At 66.1% G+C, this 23,432-nt stretch carries 26 protein-coding genes and 1 tRNA gene; 14 read left to right on the top strand and 13 right to left on the bottom strand.

Going from position 1 to position 23,432, the window contains the following annotated elements:
- Positions 1-68 precede the first annotated feature (68 nt).
- Together ycaC and EAO27_RS03055 are read right to left on the bottom strand one after the other, a co-directional pair.
- Positions 69-695: an isochorismate family cysteine hydrolase YcaC gene (gene ycaC / locus EAO27_RS03050; RefSeq protein WP_242776979.1), complete on the bottom strand. Its 627-nt coding sequence runs from the start codon at positions 693-695 to the stop codon at positions 69-71.
- 158 nt (positions 696-853) lie between these two features.
- On the bottom strand, positions 854-1,723 hold the full coding sequence (locus tag EAO27_RS03055; protein ID WP_242776981.1) for a pirin family protein: 870 nt from the start codon (positions 1,721-1,723) through the stop codon (positions 854-856).
- Between the two features lie 25 nt (positions 1,724-1,748).
- On the opposite strand from EAO27_RS03055, the gene EAO27_RS03060 reads away from it, so the two are divergent.
- Positions 1,749-2,759: a LysR substrate-binding domain-containing protein gene (locus EAO27_RS03060; RefSeq protein ID WP_242776983.1), complete on the top strand. Its 1,011-nt coding sequence runs from the start codon at positions 1,749-1,751 to the stop codon at positions 2,757-2,759.
- A gap of 598 nt (positions 2,760-3,357) precedes the next feature.
- Here the strand turns inward: EAO27_RS03060 and arsH are convergent.
- From arsH to EAO27_RS03090, 6 genes are all read right to left on the bottom strand, one after another.
- Positions 3,358-4,167: an arsenical resistance protein ArsH gene (gene arsH / locus EAO27_RS03065; protein WP_242776985.1), complete on the bottom strand. Its 810-nt coding sequence runs from the start codon at positions 4,165-4,167 to the stop codon at positions 3,358-3,360.
- Between the two features lie 2 nt (positions 4,168-4,169).
- Positions 4,170-5,234 (bottom strand): ACR3 family arsenite efflux transporter, encoded by a 1,065-nt coding sequence (arsB, locus tag EAO27_RS03070; protein ID WP_242776987.1) that lies wholly within the window; start codon positions 5,232-5,234, stop codon positions 4,170-4,172.
- Positions 5,235-5,237: 3 nt separating this feature from the next.
- Positions 5,238-5,666: an arsenate reductase (glutaredoxin) gene (gene arsC / locus EAO27_RS03075; protein ID WP_242776989.1), complete on the bottom strand. Its 429-nt coding sequence runs from the start codon at positions 5,664-5,666 to the stop codon at positions 5,238-5,240.
- 13 nt (positions 5,667-5,679) lie between these two features.
- The gene (locus tag EAO27_RS03080) at positions 5,680-6,009 is read right to left on the bottom strand and encodes a metalloregulator ArsR/SmtB family transcription factor (protein WP_242776991.1); all 330 of its coding nucleotides are present in this window, start codon (positions 6,007-6,009) and stop codon (positions 5,680-5,682) included.
- A gap of 292 nt (positions 6,010-6,301) precedes the next feature.
- Positions 6,302-6,377 (bottom strand) — tRNA-Thr (locus EAO27_RS03085).
- 82 nt (positions 6,378-6,459) lie between these two features.
- Positions 6,460-7,332 carry a hypothetical protein gene (locus EAO27_RS03090; RefSeq protein ID WP_242776992.1) on the bottom strand — a complete coding sequence of 291 codons (873 nt, stop codon included), beginning with the start codon at positions 7,330-7,332 and terminating at the stop codon, positions 6,460-6,462.
- Between the two features lie 63 nt (positions 7,333-7,395).
- On the opposite strand from EAO27_RS03090, the gene EAO27_RS03095 reads away from it, so the two are divergent.
- From EAO27_RS03095 to EAO27_RS03135, 9 genes are all read left to right on the top strand, one after another.
- Positions 7,396-7,974 carry a NifU family protein gene (locus EAO27_RS03095; protein ID WP_242780414.1) on the top strand — a complete coding sequence of 193 codons (579 nt, stop codon included), beginning with the start codon at positions 7,396-7,398 and terminating at the stop codon, positions 7,972-7,974.
- A gap of 24 nt (positions 7,975-7,998) precedes the next feature.
- On the top strand, positions 7,999-8,592 hold the full coding sequence (locus EAO27_RS03100; protein ID WP_242776994.1) for a malonic semialdehyde reductase: 594 nt from the start codon (positions 7,999-8,001) through the stop codon (positions 8,590-8,592).
- Positions 8,567-9,217 (top strand): tRNA (adenosine(37)-N6)-threonylcarbamoyltransferase complex dimerization subunit type 1 TsaB, encoded by a 651-nt coding sequence (tsaB, locus tag EAO27_RS03105; RefSeq protein ID WP_242776996.1) that lies wholly within the window; start codon positions 8,567-8,569, stop codon positions 9,215-9,217. The genes EAO27_RS03100 and tsaB overlap by 26 nt, the downstream gene beginning before the upstream one ends.
- A complete protein-coding gene (locus EAO27_RS03110; RefSeq protein ID WP_242776998.1) occupies positions 9,214-9,684 on the top strand; it encodes a GNAT family N-acetyltransferase in 471 nt (156 codons plus the stop codon). The genes tsaB and EAO27_RS03110 overlap by 4 nt, the downstream gene beginning before the upstream one ends.
- A gap of 110 nt (positions 9,685-9,794) precedes the next feature.
- Positions 9,795-10,229 (top strand): MucR family transcriptional regulator, encoded by a 435-nt coding sequence (locus tag EAO27_RS03115; RefSeq protein WP_242777000.1) that lies wholly within the window; start codon positions 9,795-9,797, stop codon positions 10,227-10,229.
- Positions 10,230-10,363: 134 nt separating this feature from the next.
- A complete protein-coding gene (locus EAO27_RS03120) occupies positions 10,364-10,789 on the top strand; it encodes a Fur family transcriptional regulator (protein WP_242777002.1) in 426 nt (141 codons plus the stop codon).
- Positions 10,758-11,552, top strand: a complete 795-nt coding sequence (locus EAO27_RS03125; protein WP_242777004.1) for a lysophospholipid acyltransferase family protein — start codon at positions 10,758-10,760, stop codon at positions 11,550-11,552. The genes EAO27_RS03120 and EAO27_RS03125 overlap by 32 nt, the downstream gene beginning before the upstream one ends.
- Before the next feature lie 7 nt (positions 11,553-11,559).
- Positions 11,560-12,909, top strand: a complete 1,350-nt coding sequence (gene miaB, locus EAO27_RS03130) for a tRNA (N6-isopentenyl adenosine(37)-C2)-methylthiotransferase MiaB (RefSeq protein WP_242777006.1) — start codon at positions 11,560-11,562, stop codon at positions 12,907-12,909.
- Between the two features lie 144 nt (positions 12,910-13,053).
- A complete protein-coding gene (locus tag EAO27_RS03135) occupies positions 13,054-14,058 on the top strand; it encodes a PhoH family protein (RefSeq protein WP_242777008.1) in 1,005 nt (334 codons plus the stop codon).
- Here the strand turns inward: EAO27_RS03135 and EAO27_RS03140 are convergent.
- The 3 genes from EAO27_RS03140 to EAO27_RS03150 are packed head-to-tail and all read right to left on the bottom strand — an operon-like array spanning position 14,055 to position 16,782.
- On the bottom strand, positions 14,055-14,918 hold the full coding sequence (locus EAO27_RS03140; protein WP_242777010.1) for a hypothetical protein: 864 nt from the start codon (positions 14,916-14,918) through the stop codon (positions 14,055-14,057). The two genes, EAO27_RS03135 and EAO27_RS03140, sit on opposite strands and share 4 nt — an antisense overlap.
- A gap of 2 nt (positions 14,919-14,920) precedes the next feature.
- Complete coding sequence (locus EAO27_RS03145; protein ID WP_242777012.1) at positions 14,921-15,808, bottom strand: hypothetical protein; 888 nt, start codon at positions 15,806-15,808, stop codon at positions 14,921-14,923.
- On the bottom strand, positions 15,805-16,782 hold the full coding sequence (locus EAO27_RS03150; protein ID WP_242777014.1) for a toll/interleukin-1 receptor domain-containing protein: 978 nt from the start codon (positions 16,780-16,782) through the stop codon (positions 15,805-15,807). The genes EAO27_RS03145 and EAO27_RS03150 overlap by 4 nt, the downstream gene beginning before the upstream one ends.
- A 202-nt stretch (positions 16,783-16,984) precedes the next feature.
- Here EAO27_RS03150 and EAO27_RS03155 point away from each other — a divergent pair, with 202 nt between their 5' ends.
- Together EAO27_RS03155 and EAO27_RS03160 are read left to right on the top strand one after the other, a co-directional pair.
- The gene (locus EAO27_RS03155) at positions 16,985-19,291 is read left to right on the top strand and encodes a TonB-dependent hemoglobin/transferrin/lactoferrin family receptor (RefSeq protein ID WP_242777016.1); all 2,307 of its coding nucleotides are present in this window, start codon (positions 16,985-16,987) and stop codon (positions 19,289-19,291) included.
- A 20-nt stretch (positions 19,292-19,311) separates the two neighbouring features.
- Positions 19,312-20,289 (top strand): DUF6607 family protein, encoded by a 978-nt coding sequence (locus EAO27_RS03160; protein WP_242777018.1) that lies wholly within the window; start codon positions 19,312-19,314, stop codon positions 20,287-20,289.
- 565 nt (positions 20,290-20,854) lie between these two features.
- On the opposite strand, the gene EAO27_RS03165 is transcribed toward EAO27_RS03160, so the two are convergent.
- Positions 20,855-21,457, bottom strand: a complete 603-nt coding sequence (locus EAO27_RS03165; RefSeq protein WP_242777020.1) for a hypothetical protein — start codon at positions 21,455-21,457, stop codon at positions 20,855-20,857.
- Between the two features lie 53 nt (positions 21,458-21,510).
- A complete protein-coding gene (locus EAO27_RS03170) occupies positions 21,511-21,891 on the bottom strand; it encodes a DoxX family protein (protein WP_242777022.1) in 381 nt (126 codons plus the stop codon).
- Positions 21,892-22,092: 201 nt separating this feature from the next.
- Here EAO27_RS03170 and EAO27_RS03175 point away from each other — a divergent pair, with 201 nt between their 5' ends.
- Positions 22,093-22,548: a carboxymuconolactone decarboxylase family protein gene (locus EAO27_RS03175; RefSeq protein ID WP_242777024.1), complete on the top strand. Its 456-nt coding sequence runs from the start codon at positions 22,093-22,095 to the stop codon at positions 22,546-22,548.
- Complete coding sequence (locus EAO27_RS03180) at positions 22,548-23,426, top strand: sigma-70 family RNA polymerase sigma factor (RefSeq protein WP_242777026.1); 879 nt, start codon at positions 22,548-22,550, stop codon at positions 23,424-23,426. The genes EAO27_RS03175 and EAO27_RS03180 overlap by 1 nt, the downstream gene beginning before the upstream one ends.
- The last annotated feature ends 6 nt before the right edge of the window (positions 23,427-23,432 follow it).

The following is a 23,432-nucleotide window of genomic DNA, read 5'->3' on the forward strand; positions in this document are numbered from 1 at the left end:
GTCCATAGCGAGGCGGCCGGCTTTCCCGCGCAGGGAAGCCGGCGCGCCCGGTTTGGGAACGGCAGGGCCTATTGGCCCTGTGTCAGCCGCGTGTGGCTGGTGATCAGGTTGCGATAGTCGGGGATGTGCGCCGAAAACAGCGCGCCCAGTCCTTCGACGTCATTGCGCCAGTCGCGGTGCAGTTCGCACGCGACGCCGAACCAGCTCATCAACTGCACGCCCGCTTCGGCCATGCGGTTCCACGCCGCGTCGCGCGTGATCGGATTGAACGTGCCCGACGCGTCCGTGACGACGAATACCTCATATCCCTCGGCGATCGCGGACAGCGCGGGAAAGGCGACGCAAACCTCGGTGACGACGCCCGCGATCAGCAACTGCTTCTTGCCGGTCGCCTTCACCGCGGCGACGAAGTCCGGATTGTCCCACGCGTTGATCTGGCCCGGACGCGCAATGTAGGGGGCGTCGGGAAACTGCTCTTTCAGTTCGGGGACCAGCGGACCGTTGGGGCCATCCTCGAAACTGGTCGTCAGGATCGTCGGCAGCTGGAAATAGTCGGCGATGTCGCCGAGCGCGAGGACGTTGTTCTTGAACTTGTCGGGGTCGAAGTCGCGTACCAGCGACAGCAAGCCGGTCTGATGATCGACCAGCAGCACCGCAACATCATCCTTGTCGAGGCGGACATAGGGCTTGGACATGCTGTTTCTCCTTGGGTGTCGGGCGCTCGTCATCACCGGGCCCGACGGCGCGCGCCGGCCGGCAGCGAAGACGGCGCGAGCGCATCGCCGTCCGGTTTCGAATAGAAGGGGGGAGGGGGAGAAGGCGGCGCTCGCCGATGGCGCCGCCTTCCCCTGGGTCAGGCCGCCATCGTGGTGAAGCGGCCGTTGTTGTAGTCGTCGAAAGCCTGGCGAATTTCCTTCTCCGTATTCATCACGAACGGACCGTGGCCGAAAATCGGCTCGTCGATCGGTTCGCCCGTCAGCACCAGCAAGGTTGCATCGCCGTCGGCATGGATGGCGACCTCGCCGCCTTCGCGGCTCAGCAGGACCATCTCCGCCGCTCCGGCTTCCTGCGTGCCGTTGACCGTGACGTGGCCGGACAGCACGACCAGCATCGTGGTATGCCCGTCGGGCGCGGGAAGCGTGACGTCGGCGTCGCGGTTCAGCTTCACGTCCCACAGGTTGATGGGGGTGAAAGTCCTTGCCGGACCCCGCGTGCCGAACAATTCGCCCGCGATGATCCGCGCCGTGCCGCTCGCATCGGGCAGGTCGACGACCGGAATGTCGGCCGACACGATGCCCTGATAACCGCCGGGCGCCATCTTGTCCCTGGCGGGCAGGTTGACCCACAGCTGCACCATGCGGAACGGACCACCCGTCCTGGCAAAGGCGGGCGAGTGATATTCCTCGTGGATGATGCCGCTCGCGGCGGTCATCCACTGCACGTCGCCGGGGCCGATGACACCGCCATTGCCTGCGGAATCGCGGTGCTCGACTTCGCCGTCATAGACGATGGTGACGGTTTCGAAGCCGCGATGCGGATGTTCGCCCACGCCGCGCCGGTCGGTTGTCGGCTCGAAATAATGCGGACCCGCATAGTCGAGCAGCAGGAAGGGGCTGATATGTGCGCCGAGGCTGTTGTACGAAAAGAGCGAACGGACTGGAAAGCCGTCGCCGACCCAGTGGCCGCGATCATTGCCGTAACGGCCGAGAATGGTCTTGGTCATGTCATGTCTCCGGGGCGACCCGCATGTGAAGCGCCGGTCGCTGTTGAAGCGGAGATATTTCGGGAACGATATCGGCAAAAGACTGGATAAAAAGACGCAGCGTTCTATGAGTGGGACGATGCAGGATCTCAACGACCTCTATTATTTCGTTCAGGTGGTCGACCACGGCGGCTTTGCGGCGGCCGGCCGCGCGCTCGACATGCAGAAGTCGAAGCTGAGCCGGCGGGTCGCGCTGCTGGAGGAAAGGCTGGGCGTGCGCCTGCTCAACCGTTCGTCGCGGCGCTTCGCCGTGACCGAGATCGGCCGCGAATATTACGACCGTTGCGTCGCGATGCTGGTGCAGGCCGAGGCCGCCGACCAGGTCATCGCCGAGGTACGCGCCGAACCGCGCGGCGTGGTGCGGATCAGCTGCCCGACCGGGCTGCTTTCCTTCCGCTTCGGGGCACTGATCGCGCGGTTCATGGCGGCGAATCCCGCCGTCGAAGTGCATCTGGAAGGGACCAACCGCCGTGTCGACGTGATTGCGGAAGGTTTCGACATCGCGATCCGCGTCCGTTTTCCGCCGCTCGAGCCGACCGACCTGGTGATGCGGCGGCTCGATGAAAGCACCCAATGCCTGGTCGCCTCGCCCACGCTGGTGCGGCAGGCGCTCGCATCGCCCGCCGATCTGCACGGCGTGCCGAGTCTCGATTTCGCACCGGCACGCCGCGATCACCGGTGGGAACTCGAACATTCCGGCGGGCAGTCGGCGGTGCTGCTCCACCGCCCGCGACTGGTAACCGACGACATGGCCGCGCTGCGCGACGCGGCGCTGGCCGGCGTCGGCGTCGTCCAGCTCCCGGCCATGCTGATCGCCGGCGATGTCGCCGCGGGGCGATTGGTCCATGTCCTTCCCGGCTGGCGGCCACGGGCGGGGATCATCCACGCCGTCTTTCCGTCGCGACGCGGGCTGCTGCCCTCGGTGCGGACCTTGCTCGATTTTCTGGTGGATCAATGCGCACGCCAGCGTGAGCAGACCGACCATTTGATGGGCTGATGATCGCGTAGCCCGCGCAAGGAACGGACCGCCCCGCGATCAGGACGATCCATGGGTGTCACGCGTTCCCCGCGGTCGCGAACCGCACCGGCTTTTGGAAAGCAGGGGGATATGAATTCAGCAACAGAGGGGAAACAGTGCAATTCCGAATGGCGGGAAAGGGGGTTGTCGTGTCAGGATCGCGTCCTTTCCTGAAGCGCCCGCGTAGCGGACGGAGATAGGTTCGCCCGACCCGCATCGCCGCTCCGGACCGCAGGATGATCCGGAGATCGCCCTATCCCCGGTCCCGGATCGCGTCGATCCGGTCCAGCCGTACGATCGCGGAGCGGCGAATGCGGACGTAGCGATCGACGCCAATCCGGATACCGAATACAGCGTCGACAATCGCTCAACGAGTTGCAGATGACTGGATCCGCGGCATGCGTCCGTACGGTCGCGATTCTGGCTATGTCAGGACGTGAGCACGGGTCGACAAGCCATTCTTCGATGGCATTGACTCGACCAGCTCGTCCAGCATGCGACCGGATGGCCGTTCCGTTGTTCTTCTGAAGTGCTGCGTATCATACGCCTTCATCATCACATTCATCCTCGTTCGCCGCTATTTGGGTTCCTCGTTCGCTAGCTGGGAGGTGGTTTTTGGCCAGTTGTGACGCGACGTTCCCGGAATTCCGGCGAGTTCGGCAGGCGTGGCAACCGGCTCGTTCCGGTCCTTGCGCTCCGAATAGCGGTCAACGAGCTGTTCGGCATGGCCGCGCGTCAGCACGGTGAAGCGCACCAGTTCCTCGGCGACATCGACGATCCGGTCGTAATAGCTCGACGGCCGCATCCGCCCGGCCTCGTCGAACTCCTGCCAGGCCTTGGCGACGCTCGACTGGTTGGGAATGGTGATCATCCGCATCCAGCGGCCGAGGATGCGCAGCGTATTGACGCTGTTGAACGACTGCGACCCCGCCGACACCTGCATCACCGCCAGCGTCCGGCCCTGCGTCGGGCGTAGGCCCTTATAGGCGAGCGGCAGGTGATCGATCTGCGCCTTCATGATGCCGGTGATCTGGCCGTGGCGCTCGGGGCTGCACCAGACCTGGCCTTCGGACCAGAGCGAATGCCGCCTCAGTTCCTCGACCGCCGGATGATCGTCGTCCGCGACCTGATCGGGGAGAGGCAGGTCGGAGGGATCGAAAATGCGCGTCTCGCACCCGAAGAGCTGGAGCAGGCGCGCGGTCTCCTCGACGACGAGGCGCGAGAAGGAGCGTTCGCGCAAGCTACCGTAGAGCAACAGGATACGCGGCGGCGGCTCGACCGGGCCGAGGCCGAGTGCGGGCTGGGCGCGCAGATATTCGGTGCTGAGCGCCGGGAAATGCCCGGCATCGGTCAGCGCGCGGAGGCGCGTAAAGGCTGGGTCTGTCATGTTCATGCTGCCGTTGGAGTGCTTGCGGGGAACCAGCGGCGTCCGAGGCGAAACGCGACGCCGACAAGCAGGATGAGGACGGGCACCTCGACAAGCGGGCCGATCACCGCCGCGAATGCAACCGGGGAGGCGAGGCCGAAAGCCGCGATAGCGACCGCGATCGCGAGCTCGAAATTATTGCCCGCGGCGGTGAAGGCGACCGCGGTTGTGCGCGGATAGTCGGCCTTAATGAGCTTGCCCATCCAGAAGCTGATCAGGAACTGCACGACGAAATAGATGCTGAGCGGGATGGCGACGCGGATCACGTCGCCGGGGATGGTGACGATCTCGCCGCCCTTGAGGCTGAACATCGCGACGATGGTAAAGAGCAGTGCGACGAGGGTGATCGGCGCGATGCGCGGCAGAAAGCGCGTCTCGTACCACTCGTCGCCCTTGGTGCGGCCCAGCAGCCTCCGCGTCAGATATCCGGCGAGGAAGGGAATGCCGAGATAGATCAGCACGGCTTCGGCGATCGTTCCGAAGCTGACGTCGATGATGCTGCCTTCCAGCCCGAACAGCGGCGGCAGTACGGCGAGGAAGAACCACGCGTAGACGCTGAAGAAGAGAATCTGGAAGATCGAGTTGAAGGCGACGAGCGCCGCGACATATTGATTGTCGCCCTTCGCAAGCTGGTTCCACACGATCACCATCGCGATGCAGCGCGCGAGACCGATCAGGATCAATCCGGTCATATATTCGGGTCTGTCGGCGAGGAAGATGACCGCGAGCGCGAACATCAGCACCGGTCCGATGATCCAGTTCTGGATGAGCGAAATGGCAAGCACGCGCTTGTCGTCGAAGACGCGCGGCAGTTCGTCGTAGCGGACGCGCGCGAGCGGCGGATACATCATCAATATGAGACCGATCGCGATCGGGATATTGGTCGTTCCGACCGACAGCGCGTCGATCGCGGCCGGAAGGCCCGCGAAGACGGTCCCCAGAAAGATGCCCAGCGCCATCGCCAGGAAGATCCAGAGCGTCAGGTAGCGGTCGAGGAACGACAGGCGTTCGCGCTTGGTCTCAGCCATCGGTCAAGCGCCGACGCGATTGCCGGAAGCATCGACGACGGGTTCGCCGTCCTCCTTGGCGAAGGCGCCGAGCTGCCTGGCCGGGAGGATATCGAGCACGGCTTCGGACGGACGGCAGAGCCGGACCCCGAGCGGCGAGACGACGAGCGGGCGGTTGATGAGGATGGGATGTGCCATCATCGCGTCGATGAACTCGGCGTCGCCAAGTGCCCGATCGTCGAGGCCGAGTTCGGCATAGGGGGTGCCCTTTTCGCGAAGTAGATCGCGCGGGGTCATCCCGGCGCGCGCGATCAGCTGTTCGAGCAGCGCGCGCGACGGCGGCGTCTTCAGATATTCGACGACATGCGGTTCGATCCCGGCGTTGCGGATCAGCCCGAGCGCGTTGCGCGACGTGCCGCAATCGGGGTTGTGGTAGATGATGATGTCGGTCACGGCGCAGCGTCCTTCAGCAGCAGGCGAGTTCGGCGAGCAAGGGGTCGCAGAGTTCGGCGCGGCCCTGGCAACAGTCCTTGGCGAGAAAGAGCATCAGCGCCCGGAGCGCATCGATATCGGCGCGCTGGATGAATTGGCGACCGCGCTTTTCCGACTGAACGAGCCCGGCCTTCGCAAGCACCGCGAGATGTGTCGAAAAGGTACTCTGGCTCAAGCCCGATCGTTCGACGAGCTGTCCCGTCGAAAGTCCCTCCGGTTCGTGCCGGACGAGCTGCCGGAAGGTGTCGAGCCGGGTCTGATGCGCAAGAGCGGCGAGGGCGAGCAGGGCGGCGTCAGTGTCCATGCATCGGAATTATCCGATAGGTTTTATTCGGTCAAGACTTATCGGAAATAACCGATGCGTTGGCTTCGGCTATTTCGCTCGATCTCCCGAAAGCTTTGGGTCCGCCAGTGGTCGCGAAGCCGTTCCAGATAGTCCGACCATCATTGGTTCATCCTGACGCATCCGCCCCGGCAAGTTCCCCTATGGTAGAAGGTGCGGAAAAACGAGGACATTCTCAGTCGGATGAGGCGCCGATTTTGCCTGCTTTTATAAGGTTTTGCGAGTGAAAACCCCTTGTCTTTCAAGGGGCTGCTGGTGCCGGCTGTCGGACTCGAACCGACGACCTACCGCTTACAAGGCGGTTGCTCTACCAACTGAGCTAAGCCGGCACGGCACCCTGCGCCCCTAGAACATTTTGGTGCGGGATGGAAACACCCGGCGCAAGGGAAAATGCGGGCGCGTGCTGGCCCGTCAGCGGATGCCGAAGGTCCAGCCCTCGGTCCGGGCCAGATCGTCGGTGAGCGGGGCGGGCGACCAGTAGCCGGTCTCGCCCGCGATGGCGCGTAGCCAGGCGGCCGTGAGCAGCGCATCGCTCGCATGGTCGCTGACCGCGCCGCTGATGCCCACCGCCGGCGAGCCCAGTGCGGCGAGCGCCGCGTCGAGCGCGCCGCCTTCGCGAATCTTGCTGCGTCCGCCGCCGATCCCCGCGGCGCGTGCTGCAAGGCTGGTATAGATTTCGACCAGCAGCGGCCCCGTTCGGGGTGCCGGGTCGAGCGGCCAGAGCGGTATGCGGCCGCGCAGCCGGTGGAGCAGGCGCATGCCGGTCAGGCTCGCCTTGCCGACCTGCGCCGCGCCGACGAGGTTGAAGTTGCTGACGCTCGCCGCCTGCCGCGTCGCACGCTGGTGCTGTTCGACCACGCGCAGTCGTCCCGCGCCTGGTTCGAACAGGTCGCCGGTGTCGCCGCGGCCGTGGCGGAAATGCCGCCGGGCTTCGGGGTGGGCGAGAAAGGACGCAATCCCGTGGTGCGGATCGGCTGCGGCGAGCCGTTCGACCAGCGCCCACAATGCGGCGATGTCCGCCGGGCTGTCGGGCCAGCGCGGGAAATAGGCGCCGCGGTCGGTAAAGGCGAAGGCGGCCGAAAAATCGAAGCCGATCAGCATGTCGGCGCCCGAAGCGGCGGTATCCTCGAGCCACGCCAGTATCTCGGCGCGCGACCAGATGTGCCCCGGCCGCACCAGCACCGGCGCCGCGGTCCCGCTCGCGACCGCGAGCGCGATGCCGCGCTGGCGTTCGCCGCGCGCGCCCGACCAGTCGATCGCGGCAAAGTGGGAGAAACGACGCATCTTTCGATCGTAGCGCATGCGTGTCGTCTTGCACAAAGCGTCATTGCGTCCCACATGCGCCCCATGCTGATCGAAACCGAATCGACGCCCAATCCCGCGACGCGCAAATTCCTGCCCGGCCGGGCCGTGATGGACGCGGGGACGCGCGACTTTGCGAGCCCCGAAGAAGCACAGGCCTCGCCGCTCGCGACCGCGCTTTTCTCGCTCGGCGATGTCACCGGCGTCTTCTTCGGCCGCGATTTCGTTTCGGTAACGATCGCCCCCGGCGCCGAATGGAACGACGTCAAGCCCGATATCCTCGGCATCGTGATGGATCATTTCCTCGCCGACATGCCGCTGTTCCACCCGGCGAGCGCCGCGGGGATCAGCGTTCCGGGCGAGGACGAGGGCGGCTTCGCCGACGATCCGGCCGACGCCGACATCATCGAGCAGATCAAGGAACTGATCGAGACGCGCGTGCGCCCCGCGGTCGCAAACGACGGCGGCGACATCGTCTACCGTGGTTTCGACAAGGGCAATGTGTATCTCAAGATGCAGGGCGCCTGCGCGGGATGTCCCTCGTCGACTGCCACGCTCAAGAACGGCATCGAATCGCTGCTCAAGCATTATGTCCCCGAAGTGACCGCGGTCCACGCCGTCTGACCCCCATCCCTGGAGAATGATCCGATGAGCGAGCCGCTTTCCGACCAGGCCCTCGACCAGCTGTTCCGTGCCGCACGCAGCTATAATGGCTATACCGACCGGCCGGTGTCGGAGGCCCAGCTGCACGCGATCTGGGAGCTGATGAAATTCGGGCCGACCAGCGCCAATTGCCTGCCCGCGCGGATCGTCTGGTGCGCGAGCGACGACGCGAAGCGGCGGCTCGCGGCGCACGCGATGCCCGCCAATGCCGAAAAGATCCTGCAGGCGCCCGTCACCGCGATCATCGGCATGGATACCGAATTTTACGAAAACCTGCCCGAGCTCTTCCCGCACACCGACGCGCGCAGCTGGTTTGCGGGCAATGACGAGCTCGCGAAGGTCACCGCTTTCCGCAACTCGAGCCTGCAGGGCGGCTATTTCATTCTCGCCGCCCGGGCGCTTGGGCTCGACACCGGGCCGATGTCGGGCTTCGCCAACGATGCGGTCGACGCCGAATTCTTCGCCGGCCAACCGAGCGTGAAGAGCAATTTCATCGCGACGCTCGGTTACGGCGACGCGGCGACCATCTTCGAGCGCAGCCCGCGCCCCGGCTTTGACCGCTTCAACCGCATCGCCTGACGCCGGCCGCCGCCGCCTCGTCATCGATTCCGCCAGCGAGGCCTGTTCGGTCGCGCTGGTTGCGGACGGCCGCGTCGTTGATTTTCGGCACGTCGTGCTCGGTCGCGGCCACGCCGAGCGGCTCGTCTCGCTGATCGCCGAACTGGCGGGCGGTGGCCGCGCGGCGGAAATCTTCGTCGGCTGCGGTCCCGGCAGTTTTGCCGGGGTACGCATCGGCGTCGCGGCGGCGCGCGCGCTCGCGCTCGGATGGGGCGTGCCGGTCCGCGGCTTCTCGACCCTTGCGCTCGTCGCGGCGGGCGCAGCCGATGCGATCGAAGGCGCCGGCGGCGCGCTCGTCGTCATGGAGGGCGGTCACGGCCAGTGGTTCGTCCAGCCCTTCGCGCCCGACCTTGCGCCGCTCGCCGCGGTGCAGTCGCTTCTGCCCGCCGCGGCGACGGCCTTTTCCGAGGCGCTCGTCGTCGGCAATCGCGCCGAAGCCCTTGTCGCGCAGCGCGGCAGCGGCACGGCGCTGACGATGCTGCCCGACGCGCGCGCAGCTCTCCGTCTGCCGCCCGGTGCGATCTTTGGCGATCCCGGCCCGATCTACGGCCGCGCCCCCGACGCGAAGCCCATGGCGGCGACATGAGCATTGCGATCCGCCTCGCCGAAGCGCGCGTGGCCGACCTTGCGGCGGTGATGCGGGTGATGGACGCCGCCTTCGACCCCGCTTTTGGCGAAGCCTGGAGCCGTGCACAGTTGCTGACGCTGTTCGCGCTGCCGTCGGCGCGCATCTGCCTCGCGTGGGATGGCGACGTGCCGTGCGGCTTTTCGGCGGCGCGCGTCGCGGGGCCCGAAAGCGAACTTCTCCTGCTCGCGGTCGATCCGGCGCGTCGCGGCCGCGGGGTCGGTGCGCGGCTGATGGCAGACTGGCAGGGATGGGCGGCCGGCGAAGGGGCCGAAGACTATTTCCTCGAAATGCGCGCTGACAACGATGCCGTTCATCTCTATGAGCGGTGCGGTTTTTCTGAATGCGGTCGTCGCAAGGACTATTATCGCGGCGATGACGGTGTGATCCGCGATGCGATTACAATGCGCCGCTCCGTCGTCAACTAGGTGATAGAGCTTGCGACAATGCTGCCAGAATGGCAGTATCTCGACCGGATGAATGAAGGGTCCAAATGCACGCCGTTCACCTTCTGGGTACATAAAAAAGGAAACTGTCCATGTCGGAACAAGCCGATACCAGCGAAATGCTGGTCACATTGACCGCAGACATCGTCGCGGCGCATGTCAGCAACAATAGCGTCGCGATTTCCGATCTTTCGATATTGATCAACAATGTCCACGCCGCGCTCTCGAATCTCGGCAGCCAGCCGGTCGAGGAAGAAAAGCCGGTTCCCGCGGTCTCTGTGCGGACGTCGGTCAAGCCCGACTACATTGTCTGCCTCGAAGACGGTAAGAAGCTCAAGATGCTGCGCCGGCATCTGATGACGCATTACGGCATGACCCCCGACGATTATCGCGCCAAATGGGGCCTGCCTGCCGACTATCCGATGGTCGCCCCCAATTATGCCGAACGGCGCCGTGCGCTGGCCAAGGAAATTGGCCTCGGCACCAAGGGGCGCGGCGGCGGGCGCAAGCGCAAGAAAGCGGCCTGACCGCCACCCGCAGCAAGGGCCCGAACGGGCCGGGAAGGGCGGTGCCGTTCGGTGCCGCCCTTGTCCTATGCGCGGGGTGACCCTATACAGAATCAAGAACAAAGAAACGACTGCGTTTCGCAGGAAAGGCCCGCATGTCCGGTACCATCGATCTCGAAGCTCTTTGCCATGAAAAGGGGCTCCGCATCACCGAACAGCGCCGCATCATTGCGCGCGTGATCTCGGATTCGCAGGATCATCCCGACGTCGAGACGCTGTATGAGCGCGCGTCCAAGGTCGACAGCGGCATTTCGATCGCGACCGTCTACCGCACCGTGCGATTGTTCGAAGAAGCCGGCATCCTCGACCGCCACGACTTCGGCGACGGCCGCTCGCGCTACGAAGCAGCGCCCGAGGCGCATCACGACCATCTGATCGACGTCGAGACCGGCAAGGTGATCGAATTCGTCGACCCCGAGCTCGAAGCGTTGCAGAAAGTCATCGCCGAACGCCTCGGTTTCCGCCTCGTCGACCACCGCATGGAGCTTTATGGTGTCTCCCTCGATCGCGACAAGGGCTGACGCCGCCCGGATAACCTGGCGCGTCGCCGCACGCCTGGCCCTGATGGTGCTGGCGTTGCTCTTCCTGATCGTTCCCCATCTTTGTTACCGCGCGGTCGGCCGTCCGTCACCGATGGTCATGGCCTTCCTCAATGCCGTCGGCTGGATTGCCGGGCTGCGCATCCGCACGACGGGCAAGCGGCTCCGCCGCGACGTTCTGTTCGTCTCGAACCATGTCAGCTGGCTCGACATATTGGCGCTCGGCGGCGCGGCGCGCTCGGCCTTCGTGTCCAAGGCCGAGGTCGGGACGACCCCGCTCGTCGGCTGGCTCGCCGATCAGAACCACACCATCTATGTCCAGCGCGAGGCGAAGCGCGAGATCCACAATCAGGCGAACAGCCTGCGCGAAGCACTGGCGCGCGGCCGCCCGGTGACGCTCTTTCCGGAGGGTACGACCGGCCCCGGCGACGGCTTGCTGCCCTTTCGCGCTTCGCTGTTCCAGGCGATCATCCCGACCCCGCCCGACTTGCAGGTCCAGCCCGTTTTTCTCGATTACGGCGAGGAGGCGAGCGACATCGCGTGGCTCGATCCCGAATCCGGGCTCGACAATTTCAAGCGGCTCCTCGCGCGCAAGCGGCCGATCGCACTGACGATCCACTATCTCGACCCGCTGCCCGACGAGGCCGAGCGCGATCGCAAGGTGATCAACGAAGCGGCGCGTAGCGCGATCCTCGCGCAGCTCGCCGCGGCACGCCCTTCCGCCGCGCCGCTCCATCGCCTATAGCGCGCCGATGAAATCCGAGACTCCGAACACCTCTTCCAAGACTTTCCACGTCAAATCCTTCGGCTGCCAGATGAACGTCTATGACGGCGAACGGATGGCCGAGATGCTGGGCGCCGAGGGCTATGTCGCCGCCGCCGAGGGGGCCGACGCCGACCTTGTCGTGCTCAACACGTGCCACATTCGTGAAAAGGCGGCTGAAAAAGTCTATTCGGACATCGGGCGGCTGAAACGCGCCGACGGCAGCCGTCCGACGATCGCGGTCGCCGGCTGCGTCGCGCAGGCCGAGGGCGCCGAGATCGCCCGGCGTGCTCCCTCGGTCGACGTTGTCGTCGGACCGCAGGCCTACCACCGCCTGCCCGACCTGATCGCGCGCGCCGCGAAGGGTGAAAAGGCGGTCGACCTCGATATGCCGCTCGACAGCAAGTTCGGCGCGCTGCCGAAGCGCGCTGGCGGCCAGCGCCCGACGGCCTTCCTGACCGTGCAGGAAGGCTGCGACAAATTCTGCACCTATTGCGTCGTGCCCTATACGCGCGGCGCCGAGATCAGCCGCCCCTTCGCCGACCTGGTCACCGAGGCGCGCGCGCTTGTCGCGGGCGGCGCGCGCGAGATCACCCTGCTCGGCCAGAACGTCAATGCCTGGGACGGTGAGGACGAGCGGGGCCGGGCGATCGGCCTCGACGGGCTGATCCGCGAACTCGCGCGCGAAGACGGGCTCGAACGCATCCGCTACACGACCAGCCACCCCAACGACATGACCGACGGGCTCATCGCCGCGCATGGCGAGATCGACAAGCTGATGCCCTTCCTCCATCTGCCGGTACAGGCGGGCAGCGACCGCATTCTCGCCGCCATGAACCGCAGCCACAGCGTCGATTCCTATCTGCGCGTCATTGAGCGCGTGCGCGCCGTACGCCCCGACATAGCGATCTCGGGGGATTTCATCGTCGGTTTCCCCGGCGAAACCGAAGAGGATTTTCAGGCGACGCTCGATATCGTCCGCGCCACCAGCTATGCGATGGCGTACAGCTTCAAATATTCGCGCCGTCCCGGCACGCCCGCGGCGACGATGGGGGATCAGGTGGACGAAGCGGTGATGAACGACCGCCTCCAGCGTCTGCAGGCGCTGCTCAACGAACAGCAACAGGCGTTCAACGAAGCGATGGTCGGCCGCACCACGCGTCTGCTCCTCGAGCGCAGGGGCAAGCTCGACGGCCAGCTCATCGGCAAGTCGCCCTGGCTCCAGTCGGTGCATGTCATCGCGCCGGGCCTGAAGATCGGCGACATGGTCGACGTGCGCATCGTCTCGGCGGGACCGAACAGCCTCGCGGCCGAACCGCTGATGGAAGCCGTCGCTTAGTGCGACCCGATACCCCGACCACCGTTTGTCCCGCGCTTGTCGAAGGACCGTTCTTTGTTCAAACCTCCGCAAGGAGGAATGGGCTTCGACAAGTTCGGCACCAGCGAATTACATTGCCCAAGCCAGCCTAGGAGCCCTGCCCACGTGTCCAAACGCCCGCTCGCCGCAACCCCCGCCGAACCTGGCGACCGCGTCCGGTTGACCGCGGAGTTCGAGCGAACGCAACTGCTGGGCATCCTGTTCGGTGAGTTCGACCGCAATCTCGTCGCGATCGAAAACCGCCTCGGCGTCTATATCTCGGCGCGCGGTAACCGCGTTCAGATCGAGGGCGAGGCCGAAGCCGCGGCGCGCGCGCGCGATGTGCTCGTCGATCTCTACACCCGCATCGAACAGGGGCAGGAAGTGGACGCCGGCATGGTCGACGGGGTGATCGCGATGTCGGCGCAGCCGACGCTCGACGGCATCATCCGGCACGAAAAGGAACAGGCGCCGAGGGTGATGATCCGCACGCGCAAGAAGACGATCGTCCCGCGCGCACCGTCGCAGGTCCCCTATATGCAGGCGCTCGCGCGCGACGACGTGATTTTTGCGCTCGGTCCTGCGGGAACCGGCAAGACCTATCTGGCGGTGGCGCAGGCGGTGGCGCAGCTCATCACCGGCAGCGTCCAGCGCCTCATCCTCTCGCGCCCCGCGGTCGAGGCAGGCGAAAAGCTCGGTTTCCTGCCCGGCGACATGAAGGAAAAGGTCGATCCCTATCTGCGGCCGCTCTACGACGCGCTCCACGACTGCCTGCCCGCCGAACAGGTCGAGCGCCGCATCGCCTCGGGCGAAATCGAGATCGCGCCGCTCGCCTTCATGCGCGGGCGCACGCTCGCCGATGCTTTCATCATTCTCGACGAGGCGCAGAACACAACCATCCCGCAGATGAAGATGTTCCTCACCCGTTTCGGCATGAACAGCCGCATGGTGATCTGCGGCGACCCCAAGCAGGTCGATTTGCCGCTTCCCGCCAGCTCGGGGCTCGCCGATGCCGTCGCGCGGCTGGAAGGGGTCGAGGGGATCAACGTCAGCCGCTTCACCAGCACCGACGTCGTCCGCCACCCGATCGTTGGGCGGATTGTCGAGGCTTATGAAGGGCCGGGGAGCTAACTCCCCGTCTTCTTGAAGGTCACCGTCGCCGCGGGCCCGGGTACGATCTCGCGGGTGCCCTTGCGCACCGTCCCGTCGGGCCATTTGACCTGATAGACGAAACGCCCCGACAGCGGCTTTTTCACGCCGGTCTCGATCTCGTTCCACTTGCACTGGAAACGGTCCCACGGGTCGGGCTGCTTGCGCGTGCACACCTTGAAGGCAAAGGCGCTGATCAGCAGCACCTCACCCGTCGCGGGCTGGGTCGCGAGGGTGACGCTGGGGCGCGGGGTGGGCAGGGCCGCGCCGATGCCCCGGGTCAGGATCGGACCCGCGCCCTTCTCGGCGCTGCAACTGGCGCGCGCGGCGATGGCGGGCAGCGTCGGCGCGATCCGCTGCCGGTTTGCTTCGGCTGCGGTCGCAAGCGTCGAATAATCGCCGGCATCCGCAGCCTTGATCCCGGCGCGTTCGAACGCCAGCAACGGTTCGGCATAGACCGCGGTGGGGTAGGTCAGTCGCGCGAACTCGTGGCGCAGTCGCGCGACTTCGAGCGCGAGGTCGCCCAGCCGCCGGGTCGCCGCGTCGCCGCTATCGGCGGCCGCGTGGTCGGGGGCGCAATCGACGATGTCGTAGCGCGGGCGAAGCTTGCCTGCGGCGTCGGGCATGGCCGTCACCAGCCGTTCAGCCGCGCGCGGATTTTCTGCGGCTTCGGCTTCGGCGGCAATGCGCAGGTCGTAATAGCCGTCGGGATACCAGCTCTGCGGCGGTACGCCGGCTTCCAGCGCCTTCAGCGCGGTCGCGTCGGGCGGATCATCCGTTTGCGCGGCCGCACCCGCCGGCGCCGTGGCGGCGACCGCCAGCGCGATCCAGCGACCGTCCATGATCAGCTTCCGCTCTTCTTGAAGGTCACGGTCACCGCGCTTTCCTCGTCATAATTGGGGACGATTTCGCGCGTGCCCTTGCGGATCGCCCCATCGGGCCAGCGGACCTGGTAGACATAGCGTCCTGCGAGTTGCTTCTCGACCCCGGTCTCGATCTCGTTCCATTTGCATTTGAAACGGTCCCACGGGTCGGGCTGTTTGCGCGTGCACACCTTGAAGGCAAAGGCGTTGACGAGCAGCACCTCGCCGCCCGCCGGGCTGGTCCGGACGATCACCGGGCCGCCTTCACCCGCGCCGCAGCCGCCCTCGACGACGATCTTCGGAGCCCTGGGGGCGAGCCGCGTGCGGTTCGCCTCGACCGCTGCAGCGAGCAGCGCATAGCTGTCGGGCTCTTCGCTGATGCTGTCGTCGGCGATCGGCGCGTCGTCCGCTGCTGCGGTTTCGACGCCATAGATTTCGGCTTCGCTCGCCTTTGCGGCCTCGGCGATCTGGGTCTTTTCGAACGCGAGCAAAGGTTCGGCCCAGGCCGCCGCCGGCAGTTTCAGCCGGATGAAGTCGGCGCGTAGCCGCGCGACTTCGCTTGCGACGAAGCCGTAGCGCGCGCTCGCCGGGTCGAGTTCGGCGGGGTCATGCCCTTCGGCGCCGCAATCGACGACATCGAAGCGTTTTCCGAGCCCGTCGTCGAAATCGAAGATTCGTTCGTCGGCGGGGCGCTTGCGCTCCTGTTCGTCGGCTTCGGCGGCGATGCGGACGTCGTAATAGCCCTCGGGGTACCAGCTTTGCGCCGGCACTGCGGCCTCGATCGCCTTCAGTGCCGCGGCGTCGGGCGGGGTCTGCGCCAGCGCCGCCGACGGCAGGAAAATGGCGGTTGCCAATAGTTTGCGCATCATGGCTCCTCCTGTTTCAATCGCCGTGGTCCGCCGAGCCACCCCGCGACGAGCAGCGCTGCCGCCAGCGCCGCGAGCGTCCACGCCGCCGCGAGCATCAGCTTTACCCGCCCGATCGATGCGGCGGTCCACAAGGCTGCAACGTCGTAAGCGGCATCGGCGAGCGCATCGGCTGGAAGGTCGGGGCATTCCTCCTCGAAGACGAGCTTCGCGTCAGGGGTGCATTCGGTGCCGCGCACCAGCGGGGCGCCATTCTCGCCCGCGATGAGATAGGCCGACGACGTCCAGCCATAGGTTGCGGCGGCGGCGAGCAGCAGCGCAATCAGCGCGCCCTGCATGCTCCGCTTGGTCCACGTCCTGATCGATCCACTCGCGACCGCGCCCGCCGGAACGACGAGTACGAGCAGCGCGGTCAGCCAGCCGACCGGCGAATCCGGCGGTGCGAGCCCGCCGAACCATGCGGCGAGCAGCAGCAGCGCGAGCACCGCGCCGCCGACGCCGGCGCGAACCAGCGCATTGTTCCAGCTCAGGCTTTTTGCGCCCCGTGGCTTTCGGGGGACATAGTCACCGCGCGGGCCGGTGATGAGTTGTTCGACGACGTCGCCCAGTCGCGCGATATGATCCTCGACCGGCGGCGACAGTGCGTCGAGCCAGTGCGGCACGCTCATGAAATATTCAAGGCTGCGCTCGGGCATCGCTTCCTCGATGCGGAAGGGGATGATCGGCAGGCCGAGGTGCACCGCGCGCTCGACCTCGCGCAATATCTGCGGCGAGCTGTTGGCGTGGCGCGAAAAGACGAGGACAAAGACGCTCGCGCCCTTCAGCCCGTCGATGATCGCCTCGCCCCACGAGGCGCCGGGGACGATGTCGCGCGGCGCGATCCAGCAGCGCCGTCCGCGCTCTTCGAGCAGCGCGCACACCATGTTCGCGACGGTGCGGTCCTTTGACGAATAGCTGATGAAGACCTCTGGCGGCATCGGTCTTTTCCCCCGCCGCCATCATGCCGCGGGGCGGCGCATTGGGCAACCGTCCGGATGTTGGCGAAAGTGCCGCGCAGCGTAGCCTCGGGGATCGAATTATAGCAAACGAGTCGCAATAGCATAATGCTTGACCCCCGTGAATTGCACCCCTAGAGGATCGCTATTGCGAGTCAGTCGCAATCATATAAGGGGAAATTCATTGACCAGTTCGCGTTCATCGTCCGCCACCCGTCTTGCCGCCGGAACCGCGGTCGGCCTGGCTCTTGCGGCGCTCGCGCAGCCCGCGGCGGCGCAGGACGATGACGGCGAATATTGGGCTCAGCGCAAGAGCCAGATCGTCGTCACCGCGACGCGCACCGCGGTGAAGGCCGAGGATGTTCCGATCACCATCACGGTGAAGAATGACGAGCAGATCGCCGACGAACTTGTCACCGACATCCGCGACCTCGTCCGTTTCGAACCCGGGGTCAGCGTCCAGCGCCAACCCGCACGCTTCGGCGCGGCGCTCGGCGCGACCGGCCGCGCGGGCAACGACAGCTTCAACATCCGCGGCATCGGCGGCAACCGCGTGCTGATCCAGGTCGACGGCGTGCGCGTCCCCGACGGTTTCAGCTTTGGCGCGCAGGCGTCGGGGCGCGGCGATTATGTCGACCTTGGTCTCGTCAAGTCGGTCGAGATCCTGCGCGGGCCGTCGTCGGCGCTCTACGGCAGCGACGGCCTTGCCGGCGCGGTCAGCTTCATCACCAGCGACCCCGCCGACTTCCTTCAGGGCGGCAAGGCCGTCGGCGGCCTGCTCCGCGCGGGATACAGCAGCGCCGACCAGGAGTTCAGCGAAACCGCGATCCTCGCGGGGCGCAGCGGCGACTGGTCGGTGATGGCCGCCTATACCCGCCGCGATTATCAGGAACTTGACAACAAAGGCAAAGTCGCCGGCGGCATCCTGCTCGGACCCGTCACTGGCACCTCGGGGAAGGACGCGACCAGCGGCCCGCTGCGCACGCTTCCCAATCCGCAGGACGGCCGGTCGGACGCCGCGCTCGCGCGCATCGTCTACGACCCCGCCAACGGCCACAAGCTGCGCCTGACCGGCGAATATCTCGACACCCGCCTCTACACCAACGGCCTCACCGGCGTGACGGCGACGCGCACCCCGGCCGGCGTCGTCACCGCGAGCGTCGACCGGCTCGAAGGCTTCGACACCGGCGAGCGCAAGCGCGTCTCGCTCGACTGGAGCTGGGAGGGCGAGGGGGCGATCGATTTCGCGCGTGTCGCGCTTTACTGGCAGGACGGCGAGGACCGGCAATATACCGAGGAAGATCGCACTCCCGCCGCCGACCGCACGCGCCTCAACACCTTCGAGAACCGCGTCATCGGCGCCGCGGCCGACGCCCGCGCCGACTTCACGACTGGCGGAGTCGCGCATCGCCTCGTCTTCGGCGGCGACATCAGCAAGACGCGCCAGCGCGGCCTGCGCGACGGCACCGTCCCGCCCTTTGGCGAAACCTTCCCCGTGCGCGCCTTCCCGAGCACCGATTTCACCCGCGCGGGGCTGTTCGTCGGCGACGAGATATCGGTCGCCGACGGCCGCCTGCTGCTCTATCCGGCGCTGCGCTTCGACTGGTACGACCTGTCGCCCGACGACGACCCGCTGCTGCCCGCCTTTGCCGGCGCCAAGCAGGACGGCTCGCGCCTGTCGCCTAAATTCGGCGCGGTGTGGAAGCTCACCGACGCGGTTCGCCTGTTCGCCAACTATGCGACCGGGTTCAAGGCGCCCGAACCGGGGCAGGTGAACCAGTTCTTCTCGAACCTCGCGTCGGGCTATACCTCGATCCCGAACCCCGACCTTGGTCCCGAACGCAGCACGAGCGTCGAGGGCGGCATCCGCTTCTCGAACGACGCGATCAGCCTCGATGTCACCGGTTTTTCGTCGCGCTACAAGGATTTCATCAGCCAGGAACGGGTGAGCGGCAATTTCCTGCCGAACGATCCCGCCATCTTTCAATTCGTGAATCTCGATCGCGTCCGGGTCAAAGGGGCCGAGGCGCGGTTCGAGGGGCGAGCGTCGTCCGGCCTGTATACGACGCTCGCCCTATCCTATGCCAAGGGTGACGTGATCGACCCCGCCGGCCTGCGCACGCCGCTCGAATCGATCGACCCGCTCAAGCTCGTTGCCGGGGTCGGCTATCGCCAGCGGCAGGGACGCTTCGGCGGCCAGCTGATCATGACGCACAGCGCGCGCAAGGAAGCGTCGCGGACGGCGGACGGCTATCGCCCCGACGGCTTCACGATCCTCGACGCGACCGCCTTTGTGCGGCTGGCCGACGGGCTGACGCTGCGCGGCGGCGTCTTCAACATCCTCGACAAGAAATACAGCTGGTGGAGCGACGCGCGCGGGCTCGCCAACACGACCGTCATCGGGGGGCAGACGCTGCCGATCGCGGTGATTGCCGACGCCTATACCCAGCCGGGCCGCAACGCGAGCGTGTCGCTCAGCTTCCGCTTCTGAAGATGAAAAGGACTGCACCGATGAAATCCTGTCGTAGAATCGCCGCCGGCCTGTTGCTGCTCACCGCTGCGCTGCCCGTTGCGGCCTCCGCCCACCCGCCGATCGCGGCCGAAGCCGCCGCGGCGAATTTCGAACAGGACCGCGCCGACATCCTTGCGATGGCGGGCAATTACCGCGTCAGCTTCAACATGCAGGAATCAACGCGCTGGGATCCGGGTTACGAGGTCCTCGAACCCAAAAGATCGGGTGGCAACGAGGTCGTCCGGGTGATCGAGGACACCGGGCGCAAGATCGTGCTCCAGCATATGCTCGTCATCACGGGTGACGACGACAAAAGCATGATCATCAAGCATTGGCGCCAGGACTGGGAATATGAACCCGCGAAGCTGCTGGTCTATTCGGACCGCAACGCGTGGGCGTGGGAAGATGTCCCTGAGCGCATGCGCACCGGTCGCTGGTCGCAGACCGTCTGGCAGGTCGACGACAGCCCGCGTTACGGGGGCTGGGGGCAGTTCGAAACGCAGGGCGGCGTCCGTCGCTGGCGCTCGAACTGGACATGGCGTCCGCTCGCGCGCCGCGACGCCGTGCGGGGTCCGGTGTACGACCGCTATCTGTCGATCAACCGCCATCAGCCCTCGCCTGACGGTTGGGTCCACTGGCAGGACAATACCAAGATGGGCACGAAGGACGGCAAGCTGGTGCCGATCGTCCAGGAATATGTCCTCAACACCTATATCAAATACGACCAGTATGACGTGAAGGCCGCCGACGATTATTGGGCCGCGACGAAGGAATATTGGGCCGCGGTGCGCGCCGAATGGGACCGCGTTGCACAGGCCAAGGGCGGTATCGCGATCGACGAAAAGGCCGATACCGGCACCGTGATCAGCGGCCGCCTGCTCGAAATGGCCGACGAGGTCCAGGAAAAGAAGCTGACCACCGCCAAGGCCATTTCCGAGGCGAAGCGGTTGATCGAGGGAAATACGCGCAAGCTTTGAAGCCTTCACCATGTGAAGCCCGCAACTTCGGGGGCGTTCCGAAAGGGGTGCCCTCATTTTTGCCGTGTCGATGGCGATTGTTTCGGCGGGTGACGGTTTCGGGGTGGGAAGCTGCCGATTGAGTGGCGAACCGGTTTCCCCTCCCGCACGCGGGAGGGGCAGCGAGGCTTGCCAGCTTGCTGGCTAGCCGCAGCGGGGTGGGCCATCGCGACGCCGCTGCCCACCCCCGACCCCTCCCGCAAGCGGGAAGGGAGAAGAGCGGCCGCAATCGGTCGTATGCTGACATGGGTGTCGCACCGGCAGGTGGCTTCCGAAATGGGGTGGGAAGCAGCCGACTGAGTGGCGAACCGGTTTCCCCTCCCGCGTGCGGGAGGGGCAGCGAGGCTTGCCGGCTAGCCGGCTAGCCGCAGCGGGGTGGGCCATCGCGACGCCGCTGCCCACCCCCGACCCCTCCCGCAAGCGGGAGGGGAGAAGAGTGTCCACAATCGGTCGTTTGCTGCCGCTCCTCCCGCGAGCGGTCCGTCGGGCACAGGGCGTCGGCGTGCCGCGACCGGCCTGCGCGAGGTCAGACGAGCACGCGTTCCAGATCTTCCCAGTCGCGCACACGGCGCGGGCGGTACCAGCGCCACCAGGTGCCGACGACGTAGATCAGCCCGATCAGGGGGAGGAGCGCGAAGCCGCCCCAGATCGCGTAGGCGCCCGGCTTCCAGTCGGCGCCATAGAGACGCCACGTGTCATAGGGTGCGTAAAGCAGCATCAGGCAGATGCCGCCGAAGATGAGGAGATGGGCGAGATTCTCCCATCCGCGCAGCCCGCGCTGCACGCGGTCGAAACGGCCGAGCGCTTCCATTTCCTCGGCGATGTGCAGCACGAGGTCGGGATAGTCGCCCGACCAGCTGCCGTCGAAGACGATGTCGGAGCCGCGCTCGCGTGCGATCACGGTGCGCCAATGGGTCGTCCTGCCAAATTCCTTTCCCGCGCGCATCCAGCGGATGTCGGACACGGGAAATTCGATGCAGCCGCGCTTCTCGCCCTGGATGGTGATCGTCGGGTCGGCATAGGTCGCGACCTCGACGTGTGCGACCTTGCCCTTTGCCCCCGCCCAGCGCAGCGAGGCGGTGGTTCCGACCGAATAGAGATGGTCTTTGGCGGGCTGCTTCTTGCTCATGAGCCGGCCCATTGCCGCGCGTTTTGCGCGCGGTCAGTGACCGGGCACACAGGCTATTTTTTCGTCGCGCCCTCGACGCTCCAGATGCCCGCGCCGCGCGTCGCAATGAACAGGAAGATGAAGCAATAGAGTGCGATCGTCTCGCCGCCGTTGACGATCGGGTAGGGGCTTTGCGTGCCGTGTGCGACCCAATAGCCGACCGCCGACATGCCGCTGGCGACGAAGGCGGCGGGGCGGGTGAACAGGCCGAGGACGATCAGCCCGCCTGCGATCAGTTCGATCGCGCCTGCGGCGGTGAGCATCGGGTTGAGCGGCATCGGAAAGGGTGCCGGGAAGTCGAGGAATTTCTGCACGCCGTGCGCGAGGAACAACAGGCCGGCGACGATGCGCAGCAGCGCATAGGCCTGTTCGGTGAAACCATCGAGAAACTTCATGATCCGATCCCCCTTTGCCGATGATGCGCGATGCTAATCCAGCTTGGCGGCCCGTCAAAGCATATTGTCCGAAACGGAGCGTTTCACGGAGCGCGGCCGGGTTTCAAAAAAAGCAGGTGCCGCGCGGGGTTTTTTGCGCGGCATGTCACACGCGCCCGCCCTGTTTCGTCATGTCGGCATGTTCACCAAAGGAGACACGCCATGACCAAGGTAACCGACCCCTTCGCCGCCGCGCCGCAGCTGATGAAGCAGTGGATGGGCACGTCGCTCGCGGTGCAGGAGAGCCTCGAGAAAAGCCTGATCGAGCTGGTCAAGATCCGCGCGTCGATCCTCAACGGCTGTGCGAACTGCATCAACATGCACACGACCGAGGCCCGCGCGGCGGGCGAGACCGAACAGCGCCTCTATCTGCTCGCGGCGTGGCACGAGGCGCCGGTCTATAGCGACCGCGAGCGCGCCGCGCTGGCGTGGACCGACGCCTTGACCCGCCTGTCCGAAGGGCACACACACAAGGGTGCGAAGGCCGCGCTCGAAGCGCATTTTACGCCGGAGGAACAGGTGAAGCTGACCTTGATGATCAACGTCATCAACGGCTGGAACCGCCTCGCGGTCGGTTTCGACCTTTGGTACGACATGCCTGCGGCAAAGGCGGCCTGATGCGCTTTGACGGTATCCGCGACGACCCGGGCAACAGCGACGCGGCGGCGAGTTTCGACCCGCTGCGTCCGCTGCTCACGCGCGTGGCCTATCGCATGCTGGGGTCGGTCGCCGATGCCGAGGATGCGGTGCAGGATGCCTTTCTCCGCTGGCTCGCCACCGACCGCCGCGAAGTGCGCGAACCCGCGGCGTTCCTCCGCCGCACGGTGACGCGGCTCTGCCTCGACCAGCTCAAGTCGGCGCGGCGCACCCGCGAGACCTATGTCGGGCCCTGGCTTCCCGAGCCGCTGCTCGAAGAAGAGGCCGACGAGGACGATGTCACGCTGCCGCTGATGCTCGCGCTCGAACGGCTGTCGCCGCTCGAACGCGCCGCCTTTCTGCTCCACGACGTCTTCGGGGTGGGCTTCGACGAGGTCGCGGCGACGATCGGCCGCGACGCCGCGGCGACGCGCCAGCTTGCCGCGCGGGCGCGCGCGCACGTCCGTGAGGCACGCCCGCGCTACCGGCTCGAAAGGGAAAAGGGGCTGGAGATCGCCGACGCCTTTTTCGCCGCCTCGCGCAGCGGCGACATGCAGGCTTTGGGCGCGCTGCTTGCGGCCGACGTCGGCATGTGGTCCGACGGGGGCGGCAAGCGGCCCGCCGCCGACCGGCCGATCCTCGGCTTCGACACGGTGCTCAAGCTGCATCGCAGCCTGGCGGTGCTGTTCGGAAAATATGGCTCGACGCTGGTCCGCACCGGTACGATCAACGGCCTGCCGGGTTTCATCACGCGCGAAGCCGATGGCGAGGTCCAGACGACCGCGCTCGAGATCGAGGACGGCAAGATCGTCGCAATCTATGTCGTGCGCAACCCCGACAAGCTGCAGCATCTGCACTAGGCGGGC

Source organism: Sphingopyxis sp. YF1 (genome assembly GCF_022701295.1).
GTDB lineage: Bacteria > Pseudomonadota > Alphaproteobacteria > Sphingomonadales > Sphingomonadaceae > Sphingopyxis.

Bases quoted from the DNA above. Each gene is read 5' to 3' on its own strand.
- arsH (WP_242776985.1), bottom strand. From the start codon at position 4,167: ATGACAGACCCAGCCTTTACGCGCCTCCGCGCGCTGACCGATGCCGGG.
- EAO27_RS03150 (WP_242777014.1), bottom strand. From the start codon at position 16,782: ATGCCGCCAGAGGTCTTCATCAGCTATTCGTCAAAGGACCGCACCGTC.
- EAO27_RS03145 (WP_242777012.1), bottom strand. From the start codon at position 15,808: ATGATGCGCAAACTATTGGCAACCGCCATTTTCCTGCCGTCGGCGGCG.
- EAO27_RS03055 (WP_242776981.1), bottom strand. From the start codon at position 1,723: ATGACCAAGACCATTCTCGGCCGTTACGGCAATGATCGCGGCCACTGG.
- EAO27_RS03095 (WP_242780414.1), top strand. From the start codon at position 7,396: ATGCTGATCGAAACCGAATCGACGCCCAATCCCGCGACGCGCAAATTC.
- ycaC (WP_242776979.1), bottom strand. From the start codon at position 695: ATGTCCAAGCCCTATGTCCGCCTCGACAAGGATGATGTTGCGGTGCTG.
- EAO27_RS03120 (WP_242777002.1), top strand. From the start codon at position 10,364: ATGTCCGGTACCATCGATCTCGAAGCTCTTTGCCATGAAAAGGGGCTC.
- EAO27_RS03175 (WP_242777024.1), top strand. From the start codon at position 22,093: ATGACCAAGGTAACCGACCCCTTCGCCGCCGCGCCGCAGCTGATGAAG.
- EAO27_RS03140 (WP_242777010.1), bottom strand. From the start codon at position 14,918: ATGGACGGTCGCTGGATCGCGCTGGCGGTCGCCGCCACGGCGCCGGCG.
- EAO27_RS03090 (WP_242776992.1), bottom strand. From the start codon at position 7,332: ATGCGTCGTTTCTCCCACTTTGCCGCGATCGACTGGTCGGGCGCGCGC.
- EAO27_RS03180 (WP_242777026.1), top strand. From the start codon at position 22,548: ATGCGCTTTGACGGTATCCGCGACGACCCGGGCAACAGCGACGCGGCG.
- EAO27_RS03110 (WP_242776998.1), top strand. From the start codon at position 9,214: ATGAGCATTGCGATCCGCCTCGCCGAAGCGCGCGTGGCCGACCTTGCG.
- EAO27_RS03115 (WP_242777000.1), top strand. From the start codon at position 9,795: ATGTCGGAACAAGCCGATACCAGCGAAATGCTGGTCACATTGACCGCA.
- arsB (WP_242776987.1), bottom strand. From the start codon at position 5,234: ATGGCTGAGACCAAGCGCGAACGCCTGTCGTTCCTCGACCGCTACCTG.
- EAO27_RS03100 (WP_242776994.1), top strand. From the start codon at position 7,999: ATGAGCGAGCCGCTTTCCGACCAGGCCCTCGACCAGCTGTTCCGTGCC.
- EAO27_RS03160 (WP_242777018.1), top strand. From the start codon at position 19,312: ATGAAATCCTGTCGTAGAATCGCCGCCGGCCTGTTGCTGCTCACCGCT.
- miaB (WP_242777006.1), top strand. From the start codon at position 11,560: ATGAAATCCGAGACTCCGAACACCTCTTCCAAGACTTTCCACGTCAAA.
- EAO27_RS03125 (WP_242777004.1), top strand. From the start codon at position 10,758: ATGGTGTCTCCCTCGATCGCGACAAGGGCTGACGCCGCCCGGATAACC.
- EAO27_RS03170 (WP_242777022.1), bottom strand. From the start codon at position 21,891: ATGAAGTTTCTCGATGGTTTCACCGAACAGGCCTATGCGCTGCTGCGC.
- EAO27_RS03165 (WP_242777020.1), bottom strand. From the start codon at position 21,457: ATGAGCAAGAAGCAGCCCGCCAAAGACCATCTCTATTCGGTCGGAACC.
- EAO27_RS03080 (WP_242776991.1), bottom strand. From the start codon at position 6,009: ATGGACACTGACGCCGCCCTGCTCGCCCTCGCCGCTCTTGCGCATCAG.